The organism is Levilactobacillus sp. HBUAS70063 (assembly GCF_038374745.1).
Lineage (GTDB): Bacteria > Bacillota > Bacilli > Lactobacillales > Lactobacillaceae > Levilactobacillus.
The window spans coordinates 402,255-415,498 of the sequence record NZ_JBANSM010000003.1 but is presented as its reverse complement, the minus strand read 5'-3'; the positions used below and the strand labels follow the sequence as shown (position 1 = coordinate 415,498).

Genomic DNA, 13,244 nt, shown 5'->3' with positions numbered 1-13,244 from the left:
CTCCTAAAAAATGGGTTTGTGGTAAACACCATTTTAAAGGAAGCTGATCTTTTTTGTCCGAACAGCGTTCGGATTAATTTTACAATCTACCAACCACTAATATAATTAACATGATTAGCAATATGCAAAATGGTTGACCCCATAGAAATATCTATACATTTAATAATAAAGAACAATCTAGCGAAATGCAATAGAATTTCACTAATTTGTCAAAAAGTTTATGGTTTAAACTACTCCCGTACCGATTTTAGTTCATCATTTCACGTCTAAATGGACTGCATTCCTCTCGGTGTATAAAAAAGGCGGGTCGCGTTTTCACCCGGACCGCCCCGCTTTCAAATTTATTCAAATTTCCGTAAATGATATAACCGGGCTTCCCACGGTTGTAGTTGCGTTTCGTCAGAAGCGGCATCCACCCGCATATTGGTGACAATCATCTCGCTCGGATTCAGGTCGAATTCCTGAGTTGTCGCGGTTTCATCGCTCATGTTCACCACGATTAACCAGTTATCACCGTTGTAGGTCCGCCGATAAACATACAGCTGGTCGTCGTGCGTGTCAATCAATTCGTAACGGCCCTTCTGAAGCGTTGGCACTGTTTTTTTCAATTGAATCAATTGACGGTAAAACGTGAAAACCGAATAAGGGTCGTGACTTTCACGTTCTACGTTCACACGTTCCACCGATTGGACCGGTTGAATCCAGGGCTGATGGTCTGAAAAACCGCCGTAAGCCTCGTCGTTCCAAGGAAACGGCGTGCGCGCGTTGTCCCGACTCTTCGCGGCCAACTGCGCCAGAATGGTCTTTTCGGGGACTCCCTTGGCCAGTTGCCGGCGATAATACAAGCGACTATCCAAATCACGATAGTCAGTTAGCTTATCGAACTGGGCGTTAGGTAAACCGAGTTCTTGGCCTTGATAGATAAACGGCGTACCTTTCATCAACAAGTACCACAACCCTAACGCCTTAGCCGAACGCCGGCGATAGTCAACGGGATTGCCGTAATACGAAACGGCTCGGGGGAGATCATGATTTTCAATGAACAAGGCGTTCCAACCCTTATCGGCCAGTGCCAACTGCCATTTCGTCAAATTCTCGCGTAACGCGGCCACGGGAAGCTTGGGCTCGGCATCCTCCCAGAAGTGCACGTGATCGAATTCCAAGAGGAGGTCAAAGTACCCCGTCTCAGGATCCAACCACCGCTGCGCTGTTGCCATATCAATGCCCCCAGCTTCGCCAATGGCTAACAAATGATTGCGTTGCAGGACCGGCTTTAACGCCGAAAGATAGGGGGTGACCTCCGCCAAGTCTTGGTAATACCCCGTCCTCGGGTCGCTGACATCGGCAAAGTCTGCCCGTTTCTTCAGGTGTGTGACCCCGTCCAACCGGAAGCCATCGACACCTCTGTCGGCCCACCACTGGATAATCGCCGCCATCTCCCGTTGCACCGCCGGGTTCTCCCAGTTTAGATCCGGTTGCTTGCGGGCAAAGGTGTGCAGATAGGCCGCATGACTCGCCGGATGGTAGGTCCAGGCCGAGCCACCGAAGACCGACGCCCAGTTGTTGGGCGCCGTTTCGGCCGTTGCGGGTTGCCAGATATAATAGTCATGGTAGGGACCAGTCGGGTCGGCCAAGGCCTTTTGGAACCAAGGATGATCACTAGACGTGTGGTTCAACGCCAGATCAATCACCACTTTGATGTCGGCCGCATGCAGGGCCACCACCAATTGATCGAATTCCGCCAGCGTGCCGAACTGCGGGGCCACCCCACGATATTGGGTGACATCGTAGCCGTTATCGACGCCGCCGGACGGATAAAATGACGAGATCCAGACAAAGTCAACCCGTAAAGTTTTGAGGTAGGCAATCTTTCGCTGAATACCAGCCAGATCACCAATCCCATCGTGATTCGTATCTAAAAAACTTTGCGGATAAATCTGATATCCGACTGCGTGTTGCCACCAATCTGCGCCGCCCATGACTGTCTTCCTTCCCTAACTAAGCTTAACTCACCGATTGCAGCTGCGATAAGCCGCCCTGCATTCGCTTTCATTGTACCAATAATTATCAGGGTTATTGACGGCTTTTGCAAGCTTTATGCCTAATTTAAAAAAGTCCGCCGACCGACGATTAAATCGGTCAACGGACTCTGATTTTAAGCTGACAAATGGCCTAGTTTAGTCAATCTTACGCTTAGGGTTCAAGAGATTCATGGGGTCAAACAGCGTCTTAATCTGATGCTGGAGCTGATCGACCGTTTCTCCCAATTCGGGGTTGTTCCACTGATTTTTCAGCATCCCCACGGCGTGTTCGCCAGAAATGGTGCCGCCCAGTTCCAGCGTCTTCCAGAACGTCTGCCGTAGCGCTTCGATGATCACGGCGGGCACCTCGTCCACGTCCTTATCCCAGACGAAGGTCGGGTGAACGTTCCCGTCGCCGGCGTGTCCGGCCGTGTAAATGGTGATGTTTAACTTCTTGCCCAACTCCTGGAGATAGTCCATCATGGGCGCTAACTTAGACAGTGGCATCGCCATGTCTTCCATCAGGTGATTGCGCCCGGCAAAGACGGCCGGCAACATGTCCCGGCGCAACTGCTCCAGGTCGGCCTGTTCCGTTTCATCCGTGGTGACCGTCACGTTTTGCCCGTGATACTTATCGAGAAGCTCGCGAACCACCCGCACGTTCTCGGGACTGCCGCCTTCCAACCGGAAAATCAACATGGCGCCGCTGTTATCGGCGTAGTGGGTCTTCTCGTACTTATCCAGGGCAATCACAGTATTGCCGTCCAGGGCTTCAAGCATCGTGGGATAGACGCCGGACATGCGAATGGCCGTGACCCCCTGCGCCAGGGCCGTCATATTCTCAAAGAAAGCCACGCCCATGACGGATTGACCGAGAGGAATCGGCATTAATTTCACCGTGACCTCGTAGATAATCCCCAGGGTCCCCTCAGACCCCACGAACAACTGGGTCAGATCGTAACCAAAGGCTTGTTTCAGCGTCCGCCCACCGAGCTTGACAGTCCGGCCGTCCGCCAGAACCGCCTTGAGGCCCAACACATTATCCTTCGTGGCCCCGTAACGCACGGTGCTCATCCCACCGGCATTGGTCGAGACGTTCCCGCCGATGGAAGAAAACGGCTTGGACCCGGGATCTGGCGCGTAGAACAGACCTTGTTTCCGGGCTTCCTTGTCCAGATCGCCATTGACCACGCCGGGCTGAACCACGGCGACGGAATCTTCCTTGCTGATCTCCAAAATCTGGTTCATCTTGCGGGTGGACAAGATAATGGCCCCGGTAATCCCATCGGATCCAATCACCGTGCTGCTAAAGGTGGTCTGGGGAATCACCGCAATATGGAACTTTCGCGCCGTTCGCAAAACACCCTGAATGTCGGCCACACTTGCCACCGAAACAAACGCGCGGGCCAACCCCGTTTCACCGCCCGTGGCGTTGGGATTGAACGACTGCTTTCGCAACGTGGCTTCATCCGTCGCCACGGTCCCGTCCACCACTTGCGCTTTCAAATAAGCCAAGATATCACTGTCAGAATACGCACTGAACACCGTCATCACAAAGACCTCTTTTATTTTCGAATTAACTCATTGATTAGTTTAACAGGAAACGTCCCTATTAACTGGAACCACGACTTAATTTTGGTTGCAATTGCAACTAAAGTATTCTATACTGCTGATTATCGAGAAATGAGGCGATCAATTTGGCAGAAGTTCTGCGATCCATCGGCGCCGTGGCCCGGGCCCTCGACGGCATCAGCAACATCGAATTCAAGGCGCTCGAGCTTAACCGCGGTCAATATCTTTATTTGGTGCGCGTGGCCGAAACGCCCGGCATCATCCTGGAACGCCTGGCGGCAATCCTGAAGGTCGACAAGACCACGGCGGCTCGGGCCATCCAAAAGCTGGAAAAAAACGGCATCTTGGAACGCCGTCCGAGTCCCACCGACAAGAAACAGAAACAAATTTTTCTCACGGCCAAGGGTGAAGCCCTCTACCCGACCATCAAACGGGAGAATATTTACTCCAACGAGGTGGCCTTGCAGGGATTCACACCCGCTGAACGCGACCAACTCGCCAGCTACCTGAAACGGGTAGAAGGCAACATCAATACCGATTGGATTAACGTCAAATGCGGCCATCACCGCGATTATTGAAAGGACTTTATTTATGACAACGACCATGACACCAGTCACACTGACCGATCTCTCCACGCTTCACGACATTAGCGTGGAAACCTTTACCGCCACGTTCGGCGCCGACAATACGCCGGAAAACTTGGCTGCTTACCTGGAACACGATTTAAGTCGCGACCAACTACGCCAAGAGATCGCCGACCCGGCTGCCCGGTTCTTTTTCATCGAACAAGACGGCCGACTCACCGGCTACGGCAAGCTATTGTTCCATGACGCCGACCTGGAAATTCAACGGGTCTACGTGCGCCAAGCCTTCCAACACCAGGGACTGGGCCGCAAGTTCTTAGAATTTGCCGAACAAGTTGCCCGGCAACATCAGCTACCCAAGATTATCCTAGGGGTCTGGGAACACAACGATAACGCCCGGGCCTTCTATCAGGTCATGGGCTACCACCGCTACGGTGCCCACACCTTTGACCTGGGTGCGGACCACCAGACGGATTTTTTGCTGGCGAAGACGCTTTGATTTTAGCGTGAAAATGCCTTTGAAGGCGAACAAAAGAGCCTGGAATTTTATCCAGGCTCTTTCGCGTTACCTTACATAGCTGAAACGTGCGTCAAAAGGCAGCTGGCCTTTTATCCCATTCTCTTTTGCAATTACCTATCCCAATCGCACAAACTGCTTATTTTCCAACCGGTACTGATGGTCACACTGTTCGGCCACGTCCGGCTCATGCGTCACGATAATCACGCATTTCTTCTGGGCGTGGGCAATCTGCTGGAACTGGTCAATCACCGCGCGGGTGTTGTCCTCGTCCAGATTTCCCGTGGGTTCGTCGGCCACGACCAGTCGCGCATCACAACACATGGTTCGAGCGATCGCGACTCGCTGCTGCTGACCACCGGAGAGGCGCTGCACGTTGCGGGTAATCAGGTCATCGCCAATGCCCAGGTCGTTCAAAATCCGCTGGGCATAGCCCTTATCGCCGGCGTGGGTCGCCCCGGTAATGGCCATCGCCGTCAACAGATTATCCAACGGTGACATGTAGGTAAACAGGTTATACGCCTGAAAGACTATTGCCACATCATGTCGCCGAAAGTTTGTGAGTCCAATCTTCTTGAGGGACCGATCGTTTAAGAAAATATCGCCCTCCCGCGGCTTATCGAGCCCCGCAATCAGAGATAAAAAGGTCGTTTTTCCGGTTCCACTATGGCCAAGAATCGCGTAGGATTGGCCCTCCTCGAATTCCAAGTTGACTTGTTGAAAGAGCGGTTGGTCCTTACTCTGGTACCAATAGCCCAGGTCTTCAGTTCTTAACATCCGCGTTCCTCCTTACGAAATCAGGACTTTCTTCGGTTCTAAGCGTAAAATCCCGCCGGAAGCAATCATAATCGACAGGAATGTAATGGCTAAGCCAAAGCCACCGAGTTCCGCCAAATCAACGGCACTCACGCTAATGTCCAGCTCGGCCTTCTTCGCCGCGGTTGCAGTCGTTGACTGACCCGGTCCACCGGCGCCGCCACGTGTTCCGCTATTGCCGCTACCACCAGGCCGACCACCGGGTTGCCCCGTCGAACTACTGGTTGTCTGCGTGGTCGTGGCGCTTTGCGAAACCAACTGGGACCCTAGCTGGTTACCGACAAATTTTCCACCGACGCCCGCAATGGCCAAGGCGATCACGATGACCATCAACATTTCCGTAAAGAACTGAGCGACAATCTTCCAGCGCGCCTCACCCAGCGACAGGAGCACACCAATCTCGAAGCGGCGTTCCCGAATCATCAGGATGACGATCAGCGCCAAGATAATCGTGCCGGCAATCGCCACCAGCCAAACAATCTTGTTGGCAAAGCTGGCCACACTGTTCATCGACGTCTTGACGGACTGATAGGTTGCATCGTCCGTACTCAGCGAGTATTTACTGCTGATAATCTGATTACCCGCCTTCTTGGTGGCGCTGACCTTCGCGGGATTGTTGACGTTAAACGTCACCGAATCCGCCGTTTTGGCATACTTACTGCCCTTAATGGTGTTGGCCAGCGTGTATGACGCGTAAATTGTGTTGGACGGGTCTGTACTCATCGGCCCGGCACTCGCCGAACTGGTCGAACTGGCCTTATAAATCCCCACAATTTTGACCTTCAGGGTACTCTTGGAACCGGTCGTCTCCTTGATCGTCATGGTATCGCCGACCGTCAAATTATTTTGACTGGCCAATTCCTTTTCGATCACCACATGATTGGTTCCCTTATCGGACGCCTGAATACCACGGCCCTTGGTAATCTTGCTTTGCTTACTGGTAAAGTCCGTGGTCAGTGACGTGGCCGTGACCCCATCGATCTGGGTATCACCGGACGAACTGCTAGACTTCATGCCGCCGGGACCCCCACTGTTGCCGCCCATCCCCGTACTGGTCGAGACCGTATCGTAGGACTTCGCGTTGGCCGTAGTGCTGCTGGTCACGTTGTAGCTCTTGATGTTACTGAGCTTGGCAATCTTCTGCGCATCACTCAGTTTGACCGGCGTCAGCGTCAGCTTGGGCCGGCTAGTCTTCGAGGTGCTACTGGAACTCTGACTGCGCATCTTCTTAAATGCGGACTGTCGGTTCGCCGACAGGGTGATTGTGGCGCCGGCATCGTTCTTGGCCGTCTCGGTCGCCTTCACCGCCGCACTCCTAATCAGTAGACCGGCTAACACAAACATTAAGATTGCGGACGAGACCAGAATCAGTAAGACTGACCGGCCTTTCTTCGCCCACACGTTTAACCAGGCCCGTTTGAAAAAATTCATTCGAGTCGCCTCCATTCATAACATGCTAACGATTATGCCAAACCGGACTTATCGCTAACCTAAAATCCCGGAGAACTTCGCGCCAGTTTTTTACACAAAAATGGCGTCATCCCGCGAGACAACGCCGTTTAAATGCGATTCAGTTAAACTTAATGCCGTTAATAAACCGTTAAGACTCACCCAATTTATCCTCGGGTGGGAAGACGTCGGGGTAGAGTGCCGAATATTCCTGGTACCACTGAAAGGCGGTGGTGACCAAGACCTTGAGCACCGCAAACCCCGGAACCCCGAAGATGACGCCCACCAGGCCAAACATCTTGCCGGCCGCTAGCAAGACAAAGACGATGGTAATCGGGTGCATAGCCAGGCTGTTACCCATGATGAGCGGCGACAGGACCTGCGTTTCCAAGACCCATTCAATCAGGTAGACAATCACGACGCCCAGCAGCATCGATGGACTCGTGATGGCCCCGATGATTAGCGCCGGAATCAAAGCGATGGCCGATCCGAAGTAAGGAATCAGATTCAGCGGCCCGGCCAACAGCCCAATCAGGAGCGCGTAACGCAGGCCGATGATGGAATAGCCAGTGGTAAAGATAATCAACACACACAGCGCCACCGTCAATTGGCCACGGACGTACGAACTAACCTTCACGTTCATCTGGTCCAGCATCACGATGAAACGTTCGCGGTAGGCCGTGGGCACGACTTGACTCACGTAATGGGGAAAGCGCGTGCCGTCCTTGAGCATGAAGAACAGGACGAGCGGCGCCGTGATAATCGTGATCACCCAGTCGCTGACCGTGGTGACCACGTTGCCTAGAGACGTCAACGTCCCGGTCAATAGGTTCAGCCCGCGCTTCGAGAAGTAGGTGCTGACTCGCTGATTCACATCGTCTAGATTCTGATTGGAAATCCAGTGGTGTTCCTGATTCAGGTGGTTGAGCTTAGCCAGCATATCGTTGGCAAACTGCGGTAGCGTGCTGATGGCGCCGGTCGCCTGCTTAGCCAGAAATGGAATCAGATTGAGGAAAATCAAAACAATGACTCCGACCGCAATCAACATGGCCACGGCAATCGCAAAGCCTTGCCGCATATGTAACCGTCGCTCCATCAGGTGGACAAACGGATCGAGGACGTAGAACAGAATCCCTGCCACCACAATGGCCGGCATGGTGATGCTGGCGAATTTCCAGATGGGATCGAGTAGCCCCGCATTCTGGACAATTTCGTTGATGACTAACAGTAACAGAAAAATATTTAATAGCAGAATCGTAATATGATTATTCAAAAACCGTTGGTAGAACCAGGAAAATCCCGATTCCGGCTGACGCAAATTTTTCAATCCGACCCCTCCCAGTTTTGACTTCTCTCCTAGTGTACGGCTGAACGGCGCCGTTGACTAGTCTGGAAGCTCGGCTTCTGCGGTAAATTCATGGCTGACTGACGACAAAAACGGCTTCACCCGGGTGCTTGCTCGGGTGAAGCCGCTTTTGAACTGTGCTTTGGCGTAGACTGTCCGCCTTACCGTTCGCCAAATCTGGGCTGGAACGCTGGGGGTAGGACCGAACTGAGCCTGAGAAGCGGTCTCAGTTCTCGCTTGAAACCGCTAAAAATCAGCGTTTTCAAGTGCCCATCTCTGACTGGCAAATCACCAGTCAGGGATGCCCCGGCTGAGCCCAGATTTGGCTCACTCACGGCTTCAACTCTACGCCATGGCAACCTTGCCCTCACCACAGCTTCCCGGTTCTGTCTAAGTCGTCAAGTCGCCTAGCTGAAGACGGCCTGGGATGGAGCCAGCCGTGAGTGTAACGTTAGCTGGCGTCTTCAGCCAGGTTACGTCACCGGACGTTGGGAAGACGTGATTTTCGGCTTCCCAACGAGGTAAAAGACCGCTTCTCAGGCTTTTACCGGTCCTCACAGCAGGCGGAATCCCTGGCAGGCGAGGCGGTCTTGGCGAACGGTAAGGCGGGGCCTAGCGGACGAAAGCAACATAGCAATTTGACTACTTGGCGTCTTGGGCCAGTTGAACCGTGGTGTCGGCCGTCTTGCCGCTGACCGTGTAGAGCTGCTTCCCCTTCTGCCAGGTAACCGAGTTGGCCTCCTCGCTCTGGGTTCCGCTGTACACCGTGATGGCCCCGGTGTCCGCGCCCTTAGGCAGAGACGCTGAGGAAACCTGCTTGTTGACCTGCTTGGCAAATTGCGTTGGTGTCCCGGTAGCATCCGCGTTGCTGGCAACGGCCGTGACCGACCAATCGCCCTTGTTCCAGTGGACGTAGGTGTGGCCCATGACCCCCTGGACGACGGCCTTAGTGGACTTGTTCAATTTAACCGTGGTGCCTTCCGTGTTCGAGCCCACGTAATCCACCTGTTTAGCGGCACTATTGCTGGAGCCATACGTCTTTTTCTGCAGCGTGGCCGACTGATCGGCCGTCTGTTTATCCGCATACTTCACCGTGTAGTTTTGCTTGGTGCCGCTCGTGCTATCGGCCGTCAACTGACTGCTGTCGGCCTTAACCGAGCTGGGCGCCACCGTCTGACTCACCGTGCTCACGTCATTGGCGGCGTGCATTTGCAAAGCCGTGCCCGATCCCAACGTCACGAGGGCTAACGCCGCGGTCACTGCCGTAATGATCTTTGTTTTTCGTTGCATATTTATTCAACTCCTCTTCTCATCTACCGCGTCACGTAGCTCTTCAAGGCCGTGACGTTCTTGCCGTTGCTCAGGACAAAGTACCGTGACCCCGTGGAACGCTTCTTAACGGCCGTTACCTTCAGTTTGGTTCCCTTCTTCACCGCAGTCGACCGGTTGGCCTTGGTAAATGAAGACTTCTTGTATTCGTAAATCTTCTTTTTGGTGGTAATCGTTTTAGCCGAATTCAGGGATTCATAGTACGCCGGCGTCACGAATTGCGTGTTGGCGGACAGATACCCCAGTTTGGTCTTAATCCGGTAGGACTTGCCGCTCGGGGCCTTAACCAACTTACCCGCGACGGTATCGCCAGAGACGTAGTAGCTCCCCGTCTTCTTCGATAAGCTAGAATCCGAGTACAGATTCAACTTGTGCTTCAACGTGTAGGACCCGTGCTGACCCACGTAGTAACCGGTTCCGTCTTGCGACAGCACCCATTTACCCAGATCACTGATGTACAGGGCCTGCTTAGACCGCGACTGGGTTAGGCTCTTCACCTTAGAAATCTTGTAGAATTTCTGGCGGTCGCTGGTCGCAATCTTAGTGCCATCGGCATATTTGGATGCATTACTATGTAAGTAAATATGCTGACCCGCCTTATAGCTACTGTAGGCGTAGTTGACGCTCGCTAAGGCCGTGGAGACGCTATCCGTCCACCAACTAATAGGGTGCACGGAGGTGACGGCCTTACTGTTATCTGTATATTCATCCAAGGCAGATAAATAATTATGATCGGTGTACTGCCACAATGCGTAGGAAATGGTTGGCGTGTAGGAATAATTGGCAATCCACTGCGCATCGAAGTTCTTTCTCGCCGTGTTGGCATAGCTCGTGGCGAATGATTGGTAGGAATAGAACACCAGATTCTTTCCCGTCAACGACCGCATCTCGTCGTACCATGCTTTAACCGCGGCATTTGTGGTTCCCGAGGTCACATCATTTTCCTCAAAGTCCAAGGCATAGAAGGACGCGTTCTTATTGGAACGATTGTAGAAATCCTTGGCTTCCTGTTTGGCACTTGCCGCGCTGGTAAACCGAGCGTAGTCGTATTCCCCAAACGGAATCCCATACTTCACGTATAGCGCGGTGTTGTTGGTCGCGTATAAATCTTGGTAGGACGACCCATACTGCCGCCGATTAATGACGAAGGAGACCTGACTCTTTAAATTCGACACCTGACTGGCCGTTAACTTGCCCTGCCATTCGGAAATATCCGGAATGGCCAGCGTACTGGCATTGGCAACGGTCTGGCCACCACCCCATGCAATCCCAATCAGGGCACTGGCGGCCACTACGGCTTGCGTTAACCGTTTGACCCAACGTTGCTTACTCAACATAACTTGGCACTTCCCTACTTAAAAATTGGTGTGCCTACTCCTAACAAAGCGTGTCGTGTCCCCGAACGCTTCCCCTTATTTTTTTGACCACTCACCACCTCATTTACAAATCCTCCTTAACAGTACCGGAATTAAATGTGCATTCGATAACAGATGGATTGCAGTTGCGTTACCGGACTTTACAATTATATTTATTACAACGACGCCGTTAAATCAACGATAGTCAGCACTTATCGGCCCAATAAACATTCGTAGGGTCAATTGAATTTTGGCCGCGTAAGATTCACAAGCGGGTCAAGGTGTACGTGGTGATCGACGATGACGGCCTGCTTCGTCGATTCAAGAAAAGTTCGGTTTTTATCGAATTATCAATCATGGTTGTTCGTTAACTTGGTTGCTACTCATATTGATTAATGAGCGAAATCATTGCTAATTTTTGTGTGAATTACTGAATTTTGAATTGGGTCGGTTTTGACGAAATATGCGAATATTTATATTTTGTTCCCGTTGAATATTCGTCAGGAATCACGTATGATGGAGCTACTCTAAATTAAACCTAGGAGGTCTCATCCATGCGCCGTGCCTTACTTAGCGTTTCCGATAAAACCGGCATTGTTGAATTTGCCCGGACTCTGATTGCTCATCACTTTGAAATCGTCTCGACCGGTGGTACGCAAGCTGCCTTGAACGCCGCCGGAATTGCCGTGACGCCCATCGAAGACGTCACCCACTTTCCCGAAATGTTAGACGGCCGGGTGAAGACACTCAATCCGCGAATCTTCGGGGGCATTCTAGCACGCCGCGAAGACCCGCACCACCTGCAGACGCTCACCGAACACGCCATCACACCCATCGATTTAGTTTGCGTCAACCTCTACCCCTTCGCTAAAACGATTAGCGATCCCGACGTCACGCTGGCGGCGGCCGTGGAACAGATCGATATCGGCGGTCCCTCGCTCATTCGCGCGGCAGCCAAGAACTACCGCGACGTACTCGTGATTTGTGATGCCGCCGATTACGATCAGGTGGGCTTGGCTTTGGATACGCCCGACGATGACCTGCGTTTCCGCAAGCATTTGGCGGCCAAGGTCTTCCACCACACCGCCCACTACGATGCTGTCATCGCCAATTACTTGACGGACGAGGCCAAGCCGGACACGTTGACGCTGACCTACCAACGGCAACAAGCCCTGCGTTACGGTGAAAATCCCCAGCAAACGGCAACGTTTTACGCCGACTGTCAACCCACGCCGTTTTCAATTGCGGCGGCCAAGCAATTGCACGGCAAACCGCTGTCCTTTAACAACATCAAGGACGCCGATGCCGCCCTGGGCTTGATCCGAGAATTCGGCGACCCAACCGTAGTGGCCCTCAAACACATGAATCCCTGCGGCATTGGCTCGGCCACCACGCTGGAAGCGGCCTGGGACAAGTGTTACGCCGCCGATTCCATGTCGATTTTTGGCGGCATTATCGTCTTGAACCGGCCGGTCGATTTGGCCACTGCAACCAAAATGCACCGGCTCTTCTTAGAAATTATCATCGCCCCCGCCTTTGACGATGAGGCTTATGATGTGCTGGCCAAGAAGAAAAATCTCCGGCTGATGACCGTGGACTTCACCACCGCCCAAGCCCCTGAGGCCGATGAATTAATCTCCGTTCGTGGTGGCCTTCTGCGCCAGGAACGTGACCAGGTCCGTGATGATCCGGCCGACTTCCAGACCGTCAGCACCGTTCAACCCACCGCCGACCAGTTGGCTGCCATTTCCTTTGGCCTCAAAGCGGTCAAGTTCGTCAAGAGTAACGCCATCGTGGTGAACACGCTCGATCAGACCTTGGGAATTGGCCCTGGGCAAATGAACCGAATCGATGCCGTCAAGATTGCGGTCGCCAAGGCAAAAGAAAAGCCCAATTTTGATCAGGCCGTGCTCGTCTCCGATGCCTTCTTCCCAATGGATGACTGCGTCACCTATGCGGCTGAACAGGGAATTCGCGCCATTGCCGAACCCGGAGGTAGCATTCGCGACGCCGACTCCATTGCCAAGGCCAACGAACTGGGCGTGGCCCTCATCTTCACGGGTAACCGGCATTTCCGCCACTAATTCGCGCCGTATGATTGGCTCAGGCTCACCACGGTGACCTGGGCCAATTTTTACGCCAGTTGTCGTTTAAACGGTTAATTGCTTAAATGACCGAATAAGTTACTTAAAAGTGCCTTAAATCAGGTGCTCGATGTCCTACTTGCCCCCACCAACGGTTTATAATTTAAGCCGA

10 protein-coding genes are annotated in these 13,244 nt (G+C 52.8%); 3 read left to right on the top strand and 7 right to left on the bottom strand.

The features are described 5' to 3' along the window. Positions 1 to 341: 341 nt before the first annotated feature. The gene (locus tag V8I28_RS06810; RefSeq protein ID WP_341779373.1) at positions 342 to 1,979 is read right to left on the bottom strand and encodes an alpha-glucosidase; all 1,638 of its coding nucleotides are present in this window, start codon (positions 1,977 to 1,979) and stop codon (positions 342 to 344) included. A 198-nt stretch (positions 1,980 to 2,177) separates the two neighbouring features. Then, positions 2,178 to 3,572 (bottom strand): FAD-binding oxidoreductase, encoded by a 1,395-nt coding sequence (locus V8I28_RS06805; RefSeq protein ID WP_341779372.1) that lies wholly within the window; start codon positions 3,570 to 3,572, stop codon positions 2,178 to 2,180. Positions 3,573 to 3,718: 146 nt separating this feature from the next. On the opposite strand from V8I28_RS06805, the gene V8I28_RS06800 reads away from it, so the two are divergent. Together V8I28_RS06800 and V8I28_RS06795 are read left to right on the top strand one after the other, a co-directional pair. Beyond that, positions 3,719 to 4,171, top strand: coding sequence for a MarR family winged helix-turn-helix transcriptional regulator (locus tag V8I28_RS06800; protein ID WP_341779371.1), 453 nt, complete (start codon positions 3,719 to 3,721; stop codon positions 4,169 to 4,171). Between the two features lie 13 nt (positions 4,172 to 4,184). Then, positions 4,185 to 4,676: a GNAT family N-acetyltransferase gene (locus V8I28_RS06795; protein WP_341779370.1), complete on the top strand. Its 492-nt coding sequence runs from the start codon at positions 4,185 to 4,187 to the stop codon at positions 4,674 to 4,676. Positions 4,677 to 4,811: 135 nt separating this feature from the next. Here the strand turns inward: V8I28_RS06795 and V8I28_RS06790 are convergent, their stop codons facing one another. The 5 genes from V8I28_RS06790 to V8I28_RS06770 form a co-directional block, all read right to left on the bottom strand. Beyond that, a complete protein-coding gene (locus V8I28_RS06790; protein ID WP_341779369.1) occupies positions 4,812 to 5,471 on the bottom strand; it encodes an ABC transporter ATP-binding protein in 660 nt (219 codons plus the stop codon). Positions 5,472 to 5,483: 12 nt separating this feature from the next. Next, positions 5,484 to 6,941 carry an ABC transporter permease gene (locus V8I28_RS06785; protein WP_341779368.1) on the bottom strand — a complete coding sequence of 486 codons (1,458 nt, stop codon included), beginning with the start codon at positions 6,939 to 6,941 and terminating at the stop codon, positions 5,484 to 5,486. A 169-nt stretch (positions 6,942 to 7,110) separates the two neighbouring features. Next, positions 7,111 to 8,286, bottom strand: coding sequence for an AI-2E family transporter (locus V8I28_RS06780; RefSeq protein ID WP_341779367.1), 1,176 nt, complete (start codon positions 8,284 to 8,286; stop codon positions 7,111 to 7,113). A gap of 660 nt (positions 8,287 to 8,946) precedes the next feature. Further along, complete coding sequence (locus V8I28_RS06775; RefSeq protein ID WP_341779366.1) at positions 8,947 to 9,594, bottom strand: hypothetical protein; 648 nt, start codon at positions 9,592 to 9,594, stop codon at positions 8,947 to 8,949. Between the two features lie 23 nt (positions 9,595 to 9,617). Further along, on the bottom strand, positions 9,618 to 10,970 hold the full coding sequence (locus V8I28_RS06770) for a GH25 family lysozyme (RefSeq protein ID WP_341779365.1): 1,353 nt from the start codon (positions 10,968 to 10,970) through the stop codon (positions 9,618 to 9,620). A 572-nt stretch (positions 10,971 to 11,542) separates the two neighbouring features. On the opposite strand from V8I28_RS06770, the gene purH reads away from it, so the two are divergent. Beyond that, positions 11,543 to 13,072, top strand: coding sequence for a bifunctional phosphoribosylaminoimidazolecarboxamide formyltransferase/IMP cyclohydrolase (purH, locus tag V8I28_RS06765; RefSeq protein ID WP_341779364.1), 1,530 nt, complete (start codon positions 11,543 to 11,545; stop codon positions 13,070 to 13,072). Positions 13,073 to 13,244 lie beyond the last annotated feature (172 nt).

Excerpts from the sequence above, each read along its gene's own strand:
- V8I28_RS06770 (WP_341779365.1), bottom strand. The coding sequence starts at position 10,970 with ATGTTGAGTAAGCAACGTTGGGTCAAACGGTTAACGCAAGCCGTAGTG.
- V8I28_RS06810 (WP_341779373.1), bottom strand. The coding sequence starts at position 1,979 with ATGGGCGGCGCAGATTGGTGGCAACACGCAGTCGGATATCAGATTTAT.
- V8I28_RS06795 (WP_341779370.1), top strand. The coding sequence starts at position 4,185 with ATGACAACGACCATGACACCAGTCACACTGACCGATCTCTCCACGCTT.
- purH (WP_341779364.1), top strand. The coding sequence starts at position 11,543 with ATGCGCCGTGCCTTACTTAGCGTTTCCGATAAAACCGGCATTGTTGAA.
- V8I28_RS06790 (WP_341779369.1), bottom strand. The coding sequence starts at position 5,471 with ATGTTAAGAACTGAAGACCTGGGCTATTGGTACCAGAGTAAGGACCAA.
- V8I28_RS06775 (WP_341779366.1), bottom strand. The coding sequence starts at position 9,594 with ATGCAACGAAAAACAAAGATCATTACGGCAGTGACCGCGGCGTTAGCC.
- V8I28_RS06785 (WP_341779368.1), bottom strand. The coding sequence starts at position 6,941 with ATGAATTTTTTCAAACGGGCCTGGTTAAACGTGTGGGCGAAGAAAGGC.
- V8I28_RS06805 (WP_341779372.1), bottom strand. The coding sequence starts at position 3,572 with ATGACGGTGTTCAGTGCGTATTCTGACAGTGATATCTTGGCTTATTTG.